Consider the following 16,657-nt stretch of genomic DNA (forward strand, 5'->3'; position numbering starts at 1 on the left):
TCATGAGGGAAGTGAATCGTCACTCTAAAGATTCAAGGACTGCCAACAGTTTGTCGTAAGAGAGTTCCTGTGTGACCTCCGGAACGTATTCAACGTATTTTATTTTCCTGTCTTTACTAATGATAACGATCCCCTGGGTAAGTAAACGTAATTCGTCAATGAGAAAACCGTATTTCAAGCCGAAATCAATGTCTCTGTAATCGGATATCATGGTGATATTACGGATTCCTTCTATTTCACAAAAGCGTTCCAGTGCATACGGGAGATCGCAGGAGATCGCTACTATCATGAGATCTTTGCCTAAACTTTTCGCTATGTTATCCAATCGATGTAACTGAGCAGCACAAGCAGGAATATCAACCGACAGGAAAGAGGTAATAAGGACGTTTTTGTTTTTGAAATCTTCTAAACTAATGGTTTCCAATTGGCGTCCCATTCCGTAAAACCTCAATGCTTCTTCTCCTTTTCGGGTTGTTTTGCCGATTAAAGTAATTGGTTTTCCTTTCATTGTAACTGCTATTCTTTTCATATCTTTTTTGTAGACATACGATAAGATAGGTTAGGGGGTTAACGTTTTTTACTATTTTCTACAAAAAAAGTTGTTCCTGATAACAGAAACAACTTTTTAGCATAGAAAGCCTCTTTTTAAAAGGGTACTGTAATCTTTTATTTTTTGTTTTGCCTCATGCGTTGTTCTTGCTGCCGTTGCATTTCTTCTAATTTTTGTTGGAACCTGGATTTTTTCACAGGTTTTGCTTTGGCCGTTTCGATTTGTTTTAAAAGCTTTTCGTCATTGACGAATTTGCGGATAACCCACGTTTGAACAATGGTGATCAAGGTCGCAATGAAATAATAGTAACTCAATCCGGAGGAGTAGCTGTTAAAGATGAAAAGGAACATAACGGGCATAATGTACATCATCACCTGCATACCTTTCATCTGATCGTTTTGGGGCTGATTTTTTTGATTCATGATCATGTAGATGATGTTTGTGACAGTCATCAGTAAACAAAACAAGCTGACATGATTCCCGTAGAAGGGGATGGTAAAGGGTAATGTCGCGATGGAATCATAGGAAGCTAAGTCCGTAGCCCACAAAAAGCTTTTTTGTCTCAATTCGATTGCGCCGGGGAAAAAGTAGAAAAGAGCGATCAAAATAGGCATTTGTAATAACATGGGTAAACATCCTCCCATAGGATTCACTCCCGCCCGTTTATATAATTTCATCATGGCCTGTTGCCGTTCCATAGCCTTGTCTGCCGGAATCTTTTTATTGATCTCGTCGATTTGAGGTTTCAATACCCTCATCTTGGCTTGTGACATATAGGATTTATAGGTCAACGGGAAAAGAACCAATTTGATAATAAGAGTCAGTAAAAAGATAATTAATCCGTAATTGAGGGTTACGTGTGTTTCTAAAAAGTTGAAAATAGGAATAACCACGTAACGGTTGAACCAAGCGATCCATTTCCAGCCCAAGTCTACTAATTCGGGTAAGTCGATCTCTTTTCCGTATTCTCTTAAAATAGGATAAGAGTTGGGTCCGAAGAAGAAACGCATGTCGTATGCTTCGATAGCCTTGCCGGAATAAGGGAGAGGAATCTCCGCGTAAGCTGTTTTAAGGTATCCAGGTGTGTTGTTGATGTTGGAGGATAACATTACGTTAGCGAATGCATCGTCAGCAATAAGTACCGATGAAAAGAACTGTTGCTTGTAAGCGACCCATTTGATCTTGGTCGGTAATTCCGTTTTTTCGTCACTCGAGGGAGAAAGGTGTTCCACGTCGTCGTCGGAGAAATTGTAATAAACTCCCGTATATCTGTTCTCGAAATCTTTACTTTTTTCTAATTGAGGCATATCAACACCCCAGTATAAGGTCAGAAATGACGTATTTTGTGCGATAACCTCATTTAAGTTGTGCGTGTTGATGCTGAAATTCACCATGTAGGTATCCGGGGCTAATTTGTAAACAAATTCGAGGTATTTGTTATCGTCGATGTAAGCCCTCATGCTTAATACTTGTTCTTGCCGGTCGGCAACCAATTTCTTTTGATCCGTGTCGGGAATAAAGATCAGCTCTTCCGTGTTGATCTGATGATTTTTTATATAGAAATTTAGACCCAACGAGCTGGTTTGTGCCTGCCACAAGACCAGAGGTAAAGAATCGTGTGTACGATATCCTTTTAAATCGACGTAAGTGATTCGTCCTCCTTTACTGTCGATGTGGAGTTTGATTTTATTATTTTCCAGGGTGAATTCTTCCGGAGTCAGAGAATCCTGTTTGAATAAAGAAAATGGAGTTTCGGTTTTTGAACTGCTGTCCTGCCGGGAAAGAGCGAAGTCTTCTTTTTGCTGTTTTTCAATAGCTGCTAACCTTTGAGCTTCAACCCTTGCAATGGAATCCCGGACATGCATTTCCCGTAACTCCTCTTTTGACGGGCTCATAAAATAGGAATACCCAACTAATATTAAGGCAATGATAATTAAACCTGAGATTGAATTTTTATCCATAGGGTGATTTTAATTTTAATTTCGATTTCAAATTGATATTTCCAGGTTATTTATATTAAGATAAACAAGCTTTAATGAATGCGACGAATAGAGGATGGGGATTGGTTACCGTACTCTTGTATTCCGGATGGAATTGAGTTCCCACGAACCATTTCAGGAACGGAATCTCGATGATCTCCGTTAGTCCTGTTTCCGGGTTTATACCTGTGGTGATCATGCCGGCTTTTTCGAACTGTTCGGTAAATTGTCCGTTGAATTCGTACCGGTGCCTATGTCTCTCTTCTATCTCTTTCACTCCATATGCCTCAAATGCTTTCGAGTTTTCTTTCAATACGCATTTGTAAGCTCCTAAACGCATGGTTCCTCCTTTGTTCGTAATCTCTTTTTGAGATTCCATCAGGTCGATTACGGGGTATTTAGTTTTGGGAGACATTTCGACAGAGTCTGCTCCTTCCAAATGGAGAACATTACGGGCGTATTCTATGACTGCCATTTGCATTCCCAGACATATGCCGAAGAACGGGATATCGTTGGTCCGGGCATATTCTATGGCTATTAATTTTCCTGTAATACCCCTGTTGCCGAAACCGGGAGCGACCAGAATGCCGTCTACCCCTTTCATGGTCTCTTCTATATTTTCTTTGGTTAGATTTTCACTATGTACCCATTTTACGTTGACTTTACAGTCATTGACTGCTCCCGCGTGTATAAAAGATTCCACGATAGATTTGTAGGCATCGTGCAGTTCAACGTATTTTCCTACCAAGGCGACGGTAATCTGGTGATTGTAGTTTTTGAACTTATATAGAAAACGCTCCCAAGATTCGAGATCCGGTTCGTGTTTCAGTGGTAATCCCAGTTGAGATAATACGATTTCATCTAATTTTTCGTCTCTCATTTTAATGGGCACCTCGTATATCGTATCTACATCTATGGATTGAATGACGGCTTTCGGGTCTACGTTACAGAAAAGAGCTACTTTTCTCCTGAGATCGCTACTTAACTCGTGTTCCGTGCGTAATACTAAGATATCGGGTTGTACCCCTATTTCCAATAACGATTTTACGGAGTGCTGAGTCGGTTTGGTCTTTAATTCGCCGGATGCCGTTAAATAAGGAACTAATGTCAGGTGAATGAAAACGGATTTTTCTCCTAATTCCCAACGAAGTTGGCGAACGGCCTCGATAAACGGGAGAGATTCGATGTCTCCTACCGTTCCTCCGATTTCGGTAATAACTACGTCGTAATCACCTTCTGCTCCCAGCAATTTGATATTACGCTTGATCTCATCCGTAATATGAGGAATGATTTGGACCGTTTTCCCTAAATAATCCCCCCGACGCTCTTTATTAATAACATTTTGATATATTCTTCCGGTGGTTATGTTATTGGCTTGCGAGGTCGGACAGTTGGTGAAACGCTCGTAATGTCCCAGATCGAGGTCCGTTTCGGCTCCATCGTTTGTTACATAACATTCCCCGTGTTCATATGGGTTAAGAGTACCCGGATCGATATTAATGTACGGATCGAGTTTTTGATTCGCCACCTTATAACCTCTCGCTTGCAAAAGCTTTGCTAAAGAAGAAGCAATAATACCTTTTCCTAAAGAGGAGGCCACTCCTCCCGTAACGAAAACATATTTTGTTGACACGATATGTATAGTTTTATAATTATTTTTATTCTTTATTACAAATACCGAAAATCATTGTTACACAGGACGAAACAAAAATCTCCCCGGCAAATTAAAACTTAGACGCAAAAGTAAGAAAAAATATAATGTATCGCATAAAAAGAGGCGCTTTTTACGGCGCCTCTATATCATTTGCGTGCATGTCAGATCATGCTGTCTATTACTTTCAGTTTCTCGTACATCAGGGATAACTTATGACGGGTAGCTTCTATTTTATTCGAAAATTCTTTAATTAATGAATCCGAGTTGCTTGATTTGGAGAAGAAACCGATGTTGTTTTCCCAAACATGCAGATCCGTTTCGAGCTGTTTAATCTTGTTCACCAATTTTTCTCTTTCCTGGATGATTTTAGTGTCTTTATCTTCGCTGTTGTCGAACGTATTGACTTTCGACTTGAATTTCTCCAGGTTTTTATCAAATTCATTAATATCAAGTTGATCAAAATGGGAATTCAGCAAATTTCTGAATTCAGCCTGTATGGCATCCTTCTCTTTTATGGGAACGAAGCCGATCTCTACCCAACGGGCCTGGAAATTTTTAAGGGTTTCGATATTTTCTTCGTTATTGTCACTTAACGTGAAATTGCGAACTTCTTCTATCAACGCTTTTTTCATCTCCAGATTTTTTTGCTGGTCGGAGTCTAAATTCTTTAAATGAGCATTTTTATTGTTGAAGAAAAAGTCGCAGGCTGTTCTGAAACGATTCCATACCTTGTTCGAGTATTTCTTGGGTGCGGGACCTATTTTTTTCCATTCCCGTTGATAAGCAATGATTTTATCGGTTGTAGTCCTCCATTCCGTGCTGTTCTGGATAGCTTCGACTTTTTCGCATAGAGCGATTTTTAATTCCAGATTCTTCTGTTGAATTTCCTGGGTCTGTTGATAAAATTTGCGTTTCTTTTCAAAAAAGGCATCACAGGCTGTTCTGAAACGTTTATAGATTTTGTTTCTCTCTTTTTGAGGAATGGTTCCCGAATGCCTCCACTCTTCTTGTAATTCGAGAATTGCTTTCGTCGCATCGTTCCAAGAGGATAAATTATTGTATTCCCCCGTTGAAATATTTTCAGCCTTGATACATATTTCCTCTTTGATCTTCAGGTTGTTTTCCTGCTCTTTCTTTAAAGACTCGAAGAAGTTGTGATAGGCATCGTTTATTTTATTGGTAGCCTCTTTGAAACGATCCCAGATGGTCTCTTTTTGATCATTGGGGACGGGACCTATTTCCTTCCATTGCTGGTGGAGCTGTTGTAATTGTTTGAATGCGTTTCCTATATTATTCTCTTCGAGCAGCTTCTCTGCTTGTTCGCATAAATTGATCTTGCTGTCTAAGTTCTTTTTGAGATCCAGATCCCTGAGCTCTTTGTTGATTTTTATGTAGTTGTAGAAATTCTCCACGTGCAGATGATAGGTCTCCAATAAGTCATTTACACTGGCTTGAGGAACCATTCCCGTGTTTCTCCATTTTTCCTGTAAAGATCTGAATTCTTGAAACGTTTTATTCAATGACTCTTCTTTCTGGACCAATTCCTTTAATTCTTCAATGATTTGAAGCTTGATTTTCAAATTCTCCTCTTTCTCCTCTTCCGTTTTTTTGTAGTATGCCGTTTTCTTTTCCCGATATTGTCGGTATACGCCATAAAAACGTTCTTTAGAGTCATTCGTGTAATCGAATTCTTCAACGGGATGTCCTGCCTGAACAAATTCATTCCGAGCTTTTTCTTGCTCTTTTTCGTATTGCGTTTCGAATATCTGGGGAAGAGTTTCTAAAACTTTCAATTGGTATACGGGAAAGTTCGTGATCAGTTCTTTGGCATGGGAAATGATCTCTTCGGTGTTAAAACTGGAAAAATCCCATACCGGAGGTTCCTTTACGGTGATTTTCTCTATCGGTGCGGGTTGCCCCTGAACTGAAACCTCGTTTTCTGTTTCGATGTTCGAAGTTTCCGAGGATACGTTATCGTTAACGTTTAATTCCTCGGATTGTTGTAAGTTATCTTGCTCCATATCTATTCGTGTTTTTAACGCATTCAACTCACGAAAATAATTATTAATTCTGAGAATCACAATTAATAATTGAAAATTGAACGTGAGAAGTTTAAAAATAGGGTAAGATTTGAATGTTGGATAAGGTATTCCCGAAATAGGGATGCGTAATAAATTCTTTTTTGGAATTCATGTCGAAAGGATTTATCTTTGGCAAGTAATAAAATGCAGCCATGTTTTCATATATCCTGTATGGTGTCCTTTGGATCGTGAGTTTTTTACCTTTTCCTATTTTGTATCTGATAGCGGATATGAACTACGGATTGCTTTATTATGTTTTTCATTACAGGCGTTCCGTGGTCAGAAAAAACCTTTGTCGTTCTTTTCCGGAGAAAACCGAAAAAGAGATCAGGCAGATAGAACGTAAATTTTATAGACACTTGTCGGATCTGTCCATAGAGTTGTATAAATTATGGCATATGTCGGAAAAAACGATCCGGAAACGCTGTGTATTTCGTCATACCTCTATTCCTCGGAGGTATTTTCAGGAAGGTCGTAGTGTTATCGGTGTTTTGGGACATTACGGAAATTGGGAGTGGATGTCCTCGTATAGTTTATGGAGTGATGGCGTCGATTTTTTACCTTTGTACAAACCGATTCATGATCGGGTAATGAACAAAATGACCCTTCGGATCCGTTCTCATTTTGGAGCCAAGCCGATTCCCAGAGAGGAAGTTTTGCGGGTAATTAATCGTTATCGTTCGGAGAAGCGTCTGTTTTTGGCTGGTTTTATAGGTGATCAGACACCTAATCGACGTAATTTGAATTTTTGGATGAACTTTTTAAATCAAGATACTCCTATTTTATTAGGGACGGAAAAGATTGCCCGAAAGTATGATTTTCCGGTTGTTTCCGTGCATATGAGGAAGATTAAACGGGGATATTACGAGGTCGATTTTGTCGATTTGTGTAGTCATCCGGCCAATTTGGCTCCCGGAGAATTGACCGAGATGCATACTCGTTTGTTGGAATCTTTTATTCGGGAAACACCTGAGTATTGGCTTTGGTCGCATAAGAGATGGAAGCATGCGAGACCTGAAGGTGCAGGAGAAGACAAGCAGGATTCGGGACAGATGCGTTAATGACAGATGAAGATCAATGAATTTTAAAACATGCCGGATGTATAAGGTCGCTGTTATCATATTGAACTGGAACGGGGAAAAATTATTGCGGGAATTTCTTCCTTCCGTTATTCGTAATACCGACTTGGCGCTGGGAGAGGTCATCGTCGCGGATAATTGTTCGACCGACGCCTCCGTGGAGTTACTGAAACGGGAGTTCCCTCGGGTGAAACGGATTTTGTTGGATCGTAATTATGGTTTCGCTGGGGGATATAACCGGGTCATCGAAAAGGTGGAGTCGGAATACGTCGTTCTATTGAATAGTGACGTGGCGGTTACAGAAGGATGGTTAGAGCCTTTGATTGACGTGTTGGATAAAGAACCGAATGTTGTCGGTGTTCAACCGAAAATTCGTTCCTATCGCCAAAAAGATCGGTTTGAATATGCCGGGGCTTGTGGCGGTTTTATCGATTGGTTAGGGTTTCCGTTTTGTCGGGGCCGTATATTAGATAGTGTAGAAGCTGATACCGGACAATACGATAAGGCGATGGAGGTTTTTTGGGCCTCGGGTGCCGCTTTGTGTATTCGGCGGCAAGAGTATTTGGATGCAGGCGGATTGGACGAAACGTTCTTTGCCCATATGGAAGAGATCGATCTTTGCTGGCGTTTGAAAAACAAAGGATATCAGTTGAAAGTGATTCCAGATTCTGTCGTTTTTCATTTAGGCGGAGGGTCCTTACCTATGAATCATCCCCGGAAATTGTTCCTGAATTACCGCAATAATTTATTAATGCTGTATAAGAATCTGGGAAGCGGGCATAGATTAAAGGTTTTTACCGTTCGTTTTCTGTTCGATCTATTAGCTGCTTTTCTTTTTTTATTAAAAGGAGAATTTGCCAATGCCCGGTCGGTGTATCGGGCTTATATCGCTTACTATGGACTAAAATCGAAATATGTTCCGGAAGGAAAAAATGTAGTTTGTAAAGGCGTATACGGGAAAAGTATCGTGATAGACTACTTCTTGTTCGGGAAAAAGAAATTTTCGGATTTGAGGTTAAAATAATCGGGAGATATAATAAACCTTCGAAGGTATCTGTTGTCTCAAATAAAAAAGCATATAGATAATATAGTGTAGATTAATGAGTGATGAAGAGATAATAGAATTGTTCCATTCCGAGCGTGGAGAGGATCAGGCATTTCGGATGCTGATAAAAGAGTACGGGGAAAGACTGTATTGGCATATCCGAAAAATCGTGATCAGCCATGAGGATAGCAATGATATTTTGCAAAATGTTTTTGTGAAAATCTGGAAAGGGATTGAGGAATTTCGTTACGAAGCTAAATTATTTACATGGATGTATAAGGTGGCTACCAATGAAGCGATTAATTTTTTAAATGAAAAACGAAGAAAACCTTACGGGAATTCCGAAGAGATAACAGTAATGCTGGAAAATCGGTTGGAAAGCGATCCTTATTTTGACGGAGATGATATACAACGGGAATTGCAGAAAGCCGTTTTAAGGTTGTCGGAACGCCAGCGTCTGATCTTTAATATGAAATATTATGATGATATGAAGTATGAAGACATGGCAGAGATTTTAAATGTTGCTGTCGGGACGTTGAAAGCGACCTACCATATGGCGGTAAAGAAAATAGAAGAGAGTCTGAAAATTTCAGATACATTGCAGGAATTTGAATATTGAAACGACTTAAAATGAACGATCATGGATGATTTGAATGATAAATATAAGAAAAAGAATCCTTTTGCGGTTCCGGAGGGATACTTCGATTCGTTGGAATCCCGGATCATGGATCGGGTGGAGGAAGAGAAACGTCCGGTGAAAGCGAGTTATATACAGATGGTAAAACCTTACTTAGGGTTGACGGCAACATTCCTGTTTGCCATTTTCGTTGTCCAATGGATTTTTCCTCATTTTGTGGATGAAAATAAAAGGTTGCTGAAGGAGGGAAACAGCATTGTAAAGACCGATGAAAGCAGTTTGCACGAAACAGAATTGGACGAAGACTTTAATCCGACCCAGGAAGAAATTATAGAATATTTGGCACAAGAGGTGGATATGGGTAAATATTTTTTTGACGGTATCAGATTGAGTAACTAAAGAGAATGTTTTATGAAAAAAATAGGTTTGATTATAGGAATGTTGGGAATTGCGTTCTCTCTTTTTGCGCAAGGAAAGCTAAGTGAGGAGAAAAGGAAGGAATTCGAGGCTCAGAAAGTGGCTTTTTTTACGCAAGAGATGAACCTGACTCCGGAAGAGGCCGTTAAGTTTTGGCCTTTGTATAACGAGATGCAAAAGAAAATTCGAGAAGCGGGAAATGTCATTCGTGATTTGGCAACGAAGTTTTCCGAGGATATAACGGAAAAAGAGGCACAAACCAATATTGAAACGATCTTGAAAGCGGAAGAGCGAATGCAAAGTCTTAAAAGGGACTATTATCAAAAAATCGTAAAAGAGCTATCTGCCCGTAAATTGTGGTTAATGATGGAAGCAGAGCGGAAATTCCATCGTCAGTTGTGGAAAAAGTTGGGAAAATGTCCGGGGGATAAACCGGAAAAAACGACTTTGAAGTGAAATATTTAGCGATTGAACCGAAAAATATATAAAAAAATCCCGTAAAAACTTGCGGGAACGGTAAAAAACGCTACTTTTGTCTCCGCAAATGGAGAGATGGGTGAGTGGCTGAAACCAACAGTTTGCTAAACTGTCGTACGGGATTACTGTACCGGGGGTTCGAATCCCCCTCTCTCCGCCACTGATTTTGAAATCGAATCTTAAGTAATTAAGATTTCTATCCGGGAAGGTCAGGGGACAATCCTCAGAGGATTTTATTTAGGGGCTACCCAAAATTGATTCGGGGCGTAGCGCAGTCCGGTAGCGCATCTGCTTTGGGAGCAGAGGGTCGCAGGTTCGAATCCTGTCACCCCGACAGTTGAAAAACAGGCAGTTACATGTGGATGTGGCTGCTTTTTTAGTTGAAAATACCAAACGTATGCTTTATAATTACAAATGCCGGCAATGCGGTCATACTTGGAAAGTACGTTATAGGGGGGAGAGGATCGATAGTTTCGGAAAAATGTACGTTGGGGGAGCCGGAAGAGAAACGTTTTAAATAGATGTTAAGGTACGAACTGTTCTAAAAATAAAAAGCACTTACAAAAGTAAGTGCTTTTTTGTAGAGCGGAAAACGGGACTCAAACCCGCGACCCCCAGCTTGGAAGGCTGTGACTCTCTTCGGCAATGAAAAGCTGCGCTTTCCCTTGCTTCGACTGAGCTATCACCGCTTTACACTTACTTAAAATGCTTTTGTTTTTTTCTATGGTTGACGTGTGGGTTGACAATTAGTATTGTGAGGCATTGATTAATAATGTTATCTAACTCTTTAATTACAAATATTATATCTCAAGGGGCGTGTTTGGTGGAAAATTATCAACTTCCATATACAAGTCAGTTTTTTCAAATTTATCACCATGTATAAAAATGGGTGACAAGCATAAGCCTATCACCCCTTACATCTATTTAACGCACATGATAAATCAACTCGAAAATCATATTAATCAAATATGTGATTATTTGTGATGATGAACAAGACGTTTTAGATTAATAATCAACCCTTTGTGCGTTATAATTTGATATAAGTATCTGTTGCTACAGTTGCAGAAATAGCTGTTCCTGCGGGAATTATAGCTTGTTTTCCTTTTAATAACAAGAATAGAGGACAAACAAATATGGCGAGAACAATGGAAAGAGCTAATTTATCATTTCCTTCTTCTGACATATTTCCTCCTGTCAACATAATTTCTGTTCCATCCTTAGCTGTTACACTTTTAATCTGAATTTGCATAGAAGCACCTTTACCTAGTCCTTTACGTTTTTCAAATCTTGTAACTTGTCCTTTCGCTATTGCACCATATGGAATAACAACATTTCTATCGACACTAATCTCTCTTGTTACTTTGAGATCAATTATTTGTCCTGTCGTGATATTTTTGGTGTTAATTTCACTTAGAACTTCTAAAGGAATTAAAGTTCCCGCTTTTAAGATAACTTCCTTATCTGCAAGGGTAAAAGAAAGATTCATGAAAGCCAATATCATGATTGCAACAATAGGCTTTACAACTAACGATTTACTCAATAATGTTCTCATAATTCAAAAATTTAGTTAATGGATTTATTATTTTGGTATAGGGTTGATTGTATCTTTTGTAGTTTACGTTGATTATATTGTGAAGCACTTTTTTTAGAGCCAGATATATTACCAATGTAGAAACTCAAATTGAAAACGCCTAATAAAGCTGCTGTTCCATAATTCTTTTGTTTTATGCTTGTAAATACCGCATATCCAAGTAAAGAATTCATAACAAAAGAGGTTAACGCACTTTTGGGACGTTGTGTATAAACATATCCAAGACCAGGGATTAACGATAATGATGCAGCAACCCAAGGCTTTTTCTTTTTAAAAGTAGCCGCTTCTTGGATAAGTTGAAAATTCTCTTTATCTCTCTTGGGTTCTGTATTATAACTTGCCAATAAATTGAAAAATTTACTCGCTTCATTCCAATTTTCTTGGTATGCACTAAAAATTCCTTGCCAAGCATATTTTTGGGATATTATCGAATTGATATTGTTATCAGGTATTTCTGCAAGAAGTTTGCGTGCCATATCATAATTCTCCACTGACAAGAGAATATCTAACATTTCAAATTTTATTTTTGGAGAGTTTTTTATAGATTCAGGAAAATGAACCTCGTAATCGAATATCGCATTTTCAACTTGTCCCAAACCTTTATAGCAAATCAACTTGTTTGTGAATAATTGTGTTGTTAATAACCTCTTTTGAAATTGTGTTTTTTCGATCTCTACTAGAGCTTCTTGGTACATTTGTTTATTTATTAAATGATTAATGAATAATAATGTACTATCAGGCTTAATATCCCAGTCTGTATAAGAGTAATATTGTTTATTATTATGAATGTAAGTTCTAGAAATTTCTGCATATGGAGGGAAATCAAGCAAAAGCAATTGTCCTTTATTTAAAGTTAGATCATAACAATTGAAATCATGTCCGCATCTAATAAGGCGATCTGCCATATACATCATCGCTTTAGGGAAATAACAATCCTCAAAAACGATCAATCCATATTGGGAACAAGAAGGGTACATGGCACAAGTACCGCTTCCTTCATCCCTATGTAGATATTTCTTATAGATATTCACGTAATCAGATAAAGCTGACATTTCTGTTTGTGCGTGAAGACATGGTGAATTTGTGACACAAACAATAATGATTAAAACATTCTTCAACAAGTGCATAATATTGCAATCTATGTAACCTTGAAGATTCCCAGAAAGGTTGATTTTTATAAATACAAGAAAGCGTGGGATCTAAATTGCTTATCTTGTAGAAGGCATCGCCAAACGCCTATGCAGAAATAAACAATCAGCCCACGCTAAACCATGTATATAGTAGATATATATACGGCAAGCATAGACGTTTGTGCTGTTTATCCCTCTGCATTTAAAAGTTGGCGATTTTTCTACAAAGGATGAAACAAAAACGCTTCCATTAATTCAATATGTCTGTCATGAGAAAATGATTTTCCGCATAACGTTACAAATGTAAATAATTTTCAGCATTCAACAAACGTCGAGGACTGATTGTAATGGCAAAATTAGACTAATCGGTGGAATAAAAAGAATTTATTTACAACGGTTTTACTCTATAAACCATTTATAAGTATTATCACCATGTAACGCCTTATCTATTCCCTCCGTTAATTGCGTGGAATTTAACGATCTATCTAGGAAGTTATCTATGTAACTGCTCTTGTTAGCACCAGTAAGCATGTTATAGAATTTCCATAAATTGATCTCGCTCGCACCATGTTCCTTTTTAAAGTTATCATCATGGTAATACGCTTTAGCGATAATGTTCACCTGTGAATCCGTTAATTCCATGTTGGGAAGTAACTTTTTCTCTTTTGCGGGCAAGCATTGATATAACCTGCTTTTCCCCAAGAACTGTGCGAATTGATGTTCCGTGAGGTAAGAGTTAGTGAAGCTCTTCATCAACCGTAAATGCTTTTCAGCATCGTACTGTTGGAATAACTTCATAACCTCTCTAAAGAGATCATGCTGGCTCGTCGCTCTAAGGTCTGTTTTAAAACCGTCAGTAAACGTGCACAAGTTACAACATACCTTATTCTGGAATCCAATAGCGACACTAAACCTTTCTGCCACTTTCTTTGAATAAAGGTTCTCCCTGTTATACGCTCTCACGCCTGTAATACATAAATTCACCCTGTTACCGTCTATCGTTTCATAAATGGTAGGTATCTCAAAAGCGAATGCCATTCTCTCGTAATAGATCGTCTTGTCACTTTCTAACAGTTGAGCTACTGGTTTATGTATAGCTTCTGGTATCCTTCCCTTTATAACGTGACTTACCATTATATCTGGTTCATCTATACTTTCCCCTTTAAACAGCTCACTCGCCACCTTGTGTACCGTTTCAATGAATGCAGGATGAGATATTGTCATCTCGTTGTCCTTGCTGAACACTGGCACGATGCAATCACTTTTTAAACGGATCATGTCAATGGGTTCCGTGTTAGCTTCAATGAAATGTTTTCTCCTTTTGTCCTTCCTAACAGGTTCATTCACTACCTCATAAGGAGTAGGCTCTTCTTGCTTGATATTATTACTGCCAAATAAAACTGGCAATAACCCTTCATTTTGACTTGGAATTAATGTTGACGTGTTCATAATCTAATCTATTTAACGGTGGTGGAAATATTTGAAATTTCAGTTTATATATGGAATTGATAAATTTCCCACCAACCCAAGTTTCTAAAGTTCATAATTACTTTTACTTGTTTTATTCATTTTCTAGCTTCAAGCCAGTTGAAAAATTGAACTGGAAGTATGTTTACTGTTTAATTGCCAATAGTGGTGAAAATTATCTCCCTTGCAAGTTATATATACCAATACAGCCAAAAATTCACCAACTCCAATTTCTAAAGTTTACCGTTATCTGAATAACTGTAATAGTCTTCCTCGTAATACAAGATGTAATCCAGTAAATCTATATCCACATATGAAAATGCAATCTTCACCTGTTCAACCAGTTCATCATCCTGTTTAGTGGGTTCAAGATCACCAGAAGGTTGGTTTATACAAATGATCACTCCTTTACAATTAGAAAGTATTGCCAGTTGCAATATAAACCTTACATCTGTAATATTGTAAGATAAGGCGCCTTCACTTATAGTAGATACTCCCAGTACCCTGTTACCGCCATTTAATAGAATAACTCTTGTAGAGATATGATGCTCTATTGTATCTTTAAACGGGGATACCAGTAACTCGTAAGCGTCCCTTGCGGATTCAACCTTGTACTTTTTAGCGGGATCCCTCTTGTACACCAGTTCTACCACTGGTAATTTCACTTGCTCGTTCATGATCTATTTACACTTTAATCACGTTGTCATTTTAATAATTCAAGCTCACGTTAGCTTGTTGGGTTTGGCAAGGGAAGAGAAACTTCGTGTTCCTATATTACCTGCTTGGAAAGCCTGAATGACTTCCCTCGCTTCAATATCGAAACCTCGTTTCCCTCCCCTGTGCGCTCTCTGTCCCTGTATCTTTAGCTACTCTTCCACTAGAGCGAACTTCTTAACGAGTAATTTTGCCCTTTGACCACGATAAACGGCTGGTGTTTCAACCTGACCGCATAACACGATCTTCTTGTCTTTAAGCGTGGTGATAAGGGCGTCTAGCATCATGTTTCTGGCAAAAGAATAGATGAATTGTAACTTTTTACCGTACTTCTTTTCAACGATAGGATCGCATGGAATATCGTTAGGCGTGACATCTCCCGCTTGGCTAGTTCGTACGAGTTGAGTGTATTTAATCTCCCTCACCTCTTCCTCTCCCAAGGCGCATACAACTTGTAACTGTTGCGGGTTCTCCCCCTTAAAGTCAATGACGGTCATTTCATCGCCTACTTTCATCGGGGGTGGTATTACTGCCACCTGATTTTTAAAATGTTCTAGCAAGGCTGGATTGATCTCGATAGAACTGGAAGGTCTTGTTTCCTCCCTGTTTTGAATGTAAGTTTTTAAGTCCATAATTGAATTGATTTTTAATTAATTAAATTGGTTTTTATCTGGCTTGGGGTAGGGGTATTACGAGGTCACACTACTCTTGTATAGAACACACTTGTATATATTGCCAACCTAAAATTAGAGGGGAGGGGGGAAGGAGAGGTATACATCTGACATTAACAGTCTAGTTGGTGGAGAATTTATGAATAGTATATACTGGTTAGAATTTTGTATTTCTCTACCATGTAATAATAATAATGAAATATTGTTAGATATAATTATTTATATTAATTTGCAGCTATATAATATCAATAACGGTTATGGAGGAAACAACACATTCATTTAGACGTGCATCTGAACTTATAGATAAAAGTCTTCGTGATATAAAAAGAGAGGTAAAATGGATACTTGTGAAATTCCAATTGGTAGAGATTACAAATTATTTTAATGTTTAGATAATGTATTATGGAGCCTGTAAAGAAGTCTTTAGAGGAAAAAATTAAGATGTTACAATGTTCTAGTAATTTCGTTGACCTATCCGATTTAAAGATAGCTATTTTTAAAGAAATGTGCGCTGTCCCAAATGAACCAATAGATAATAAAAGAAGATATTTTGAAAACGAAGAAATTATAACGATTAATCAAATTGATCGTAGGTCTAATGGTAATGGTATTCTTCGTTTTAAGCATGATGATAACCTAGAGATATGGTATTCCCAGTTACATCGAGAACTATGGGATGAACATGGAGCTATCATGCCATGTATTTTGAAAATTAATGGGAAAGAATATAACGTATGTGAGTTACCTATTAGAGAATTTGAAGGACTTGTCTTACATAAACCGCTTAAAGTTAAATATCAAGAAAGATGCTATTATTATATGGGCAAATATGATGAGGAAGAACAACTTCGTATATTGACATGTTTCCGCAACGAGGAATTTAAGAAAATAGCAAAACGTTATAAAGCTCGAAATTTGTATCGTTTTGAAGCTGTAAGTGAATAATCTGGATTAAATGGTTTGAGATTTTCGTGCGTGTAATTTCCTTGTATGGTAAAGTTGGAAATAGAATGCCAAATCAATATATTATTATAGATATAAATATTTGATATTCTGATACATTTACTTGGTGCTATCCTATTCAACAAGTATCTTTGTACATGTGAATGATTGACCTGATGTTCTTTCCTGAATTAGATACTCTTTTGTTTGTTAGAAAAATTTA

15 protein-coding genes and 2 tRNA genes are annotated in these 16,657 nt (G+C 38.0%); 8 read left to right on the plus strand and 9 right to left on the minus strand.

The annotated features are described in order from the left end of the window. Positions 1-19: 19 nt before the first annotated feature. From tpx to NVS78_RS04875, 4 genes are all read right to left on the minus strand, one after another. On the minus strand, positions 20-529 hold the full coding sequence (tpx, locus tag NVS78_RS04860) for a thiol peroxidase (protein ID WP_286358158.1): 510 nt from the start codon (positions 527-529) through the stop codon (positions 20-22). Between the two features lie 137 nt (positions 530-666). Beyond that, a complete protein-coding gene (gene yidC, locus NVS78_RS04865) occupies positions 667-2,511 on the minus strand; it encodes a membrane protein insertase YidC (protein ID WP_286358159.1) in 1,845 nt (614 codons plus the stop codon). Between the two features lie 55 nt (positions 2,512-2,566). Further along, a complete protein-coding gene (gene pyrG, locus NVS78_RS04870; RefSeq protein ID WP_286358160.1) occupies positions 2,567-4,162 on the minus strand; it encodes a CTP synthase in 1,596 nt (531 codons plus the stop codon). A gap of 182 nt (positions 4,163-4,344) precedes the next feature. After that, entirely contained in the window at positions 4,345-6,204 is a 1,860-nt protein-coding gene (locus NVS78_RS04875; protein ID WP_286358161.1) for a DUF349 domain-containing protein, read from the minus strand. A gap of 212 nt (positions 6,205-6,416) precedes the next feature. Here NVS78_RS04875 and NVS78_RS04880 point away from each other — a divergent pair, with 212 nt between their 5' ends. The 7 genes from NVS78_RS04880 (at position 6,417) to NVS78_RS04910 (ending at position 10,253) form a co-directional block, all read left to right on the plus strand. Beyond that, the gene (locus tag NVS78_RS04880; RefSeq protein WP_286358162.1) at positions 6,417-7,325 is read left to right on the plus strand and encodes a lysophospholipid acyltransferase family protein; all 909 of its coding nucleotides are present in this window, start codon (positions 6,417-6,419) and stop codon (positions 7,323-7,325) included. Between the two features lie 37 nt (positions 7,326-7,362). After that, entirely contained in the window at positions 7,363-8,367 is a 1,005-nt protein-coding gene (locus tag NVS78_RS04885) for a glycosyltransferase family 2 protein (protein WP_286358464.1), read from the plus strand. A 76-nt stretch (positions 8,368-8,443) separates the two neighbouring features. Further along, a complete protein-coding gene (locus NVS78_RS04890) occupies positions 8,444-9,007 on the plus strand; it encodes an RNA polymerase sigma factor (protein ID WP_059026470.1) in 564 nt (187 codons plus the stop codon). Positions 9,008-9,028: 21 nt separating this feature from the next. Continuing rightward, positions 9,029-9,424, plus strand: coding sequence for a hypothetical protein (locus NVS78_RS04895; RefSeq protein WP_286358163.1), 396 nt, complete (start codon positions 9,029-9,031; stop codon positions 9,422-9,424). A 12-nt stretch (positions 9,425-9,436) separates the two neighbouring features. Continuing rightward, positions 9,437-9,898, plus strand: coding sequence for a hypothetical protein (locus NVS78_RS04900; protein WP_286358164.1), 462 nt, complete (start codon positions 9,437-9,439; stop codon positions 9,896-9,898). 90 nt (positions 9,899-9,988) lie between these two features. Beyond that, positions 9,989-10,079 (plus strand) — tRNA-Ser (locus NVS78_RS04905). A gap of 100 nt (positions 10,080-10,179) precedes the next feature. Beyond that, positions 10,180-10,253 (plus strand) — tRNA-Pro (locus tag NVS78_RS04910). Positions 10,254-10,946: 693 nt separating this feature from the next. Here the strand turns inward: NVS78_RS04910 and NVS78_RS04915 are convergent. The 5 genes from NVS78_RS04915 to NVS78_RS04935 form a co-directional block, all read right to left on the minus strand. Beyond that, a complete protein-coding gene (locus NVS78_RS04915) occupies positions 10,947-11,471 on the minus strand; it encodes a hypothetical protein (RefSeq protein ID WP_286358165.1) in 525 nt (174 codons plus the stop codon). Positions 11,472-11,482: 11 nt separating this feature from the next. Next, entirely contained in the window at positions 11,483-12,637 is a 1,155-nt protein-coding gene (gene yidD / locus NVS78_RS04920; protein WP_353620713.1) for a membrane protein insertion efficiency factor YidD, read from the minus strand. 402 nt (positions 12,638-13,039) lie between these two features. Beyond that, complete coding sequence (locus tag NVS78_RS04925) at positions 13,040-14,089, minus strand: DUF3871 family protein (protein WP_286358166.1); 1,050 nt, start codon at positions 14,087-14,089, stop codon at positions 13,040-13,042. Between the two features lie 251 nt (positions 14,090-14,340). Beyond that, positions 14,341-14,784, minus strand: a complete 444-nt coding sequence (locus tag NVS78_RS04930; protein ID WP_286358167.1) for a JAB domain-containing protein — start codon at positions 14,782-14,784, stop codon at positions 14,341-14,343. 189 nt (positions 14,785-14,973) lie between these two features. Then, positions 14,974-15,453: a hypothetical protein gene (locus tag NVS78_RS04935; RefSeq protein ID WP_151411495.1), complete on the minus strand. Its 480-nt coding sequence runs from the start codon at positions 15,451-15,453 to the stop codon at positions 14,974-14,976. Between the two features lie 441 nt (positions 15,454-15,894). On the opposite strand from NVS78_RS04935, the gene NVS78_RS04940 reads away from it, so the two are divergent. After that, on the plus strand, positions 15,895-16,437 hold the full coding sequence (locus NVS78_RS04940) for a hypothetical protein (RefSeq protein ID WP_286358168.1): 543 nt from the start codon (positions 15,895-15,897) through the stop codon (positions 16,435-16,437). Positions 16,438-16,657: the final 220 nt, after the last annotated feature.

This window comes from Gabonibacter chumensis, from assembly GCF_024741215.1.
Lineage (GTDB): Bacteria > Bacteroidota > Bacteroidia > Bacteroidales > Marinifilaceae > Gabonibacter > Gabonibacter massiliensis.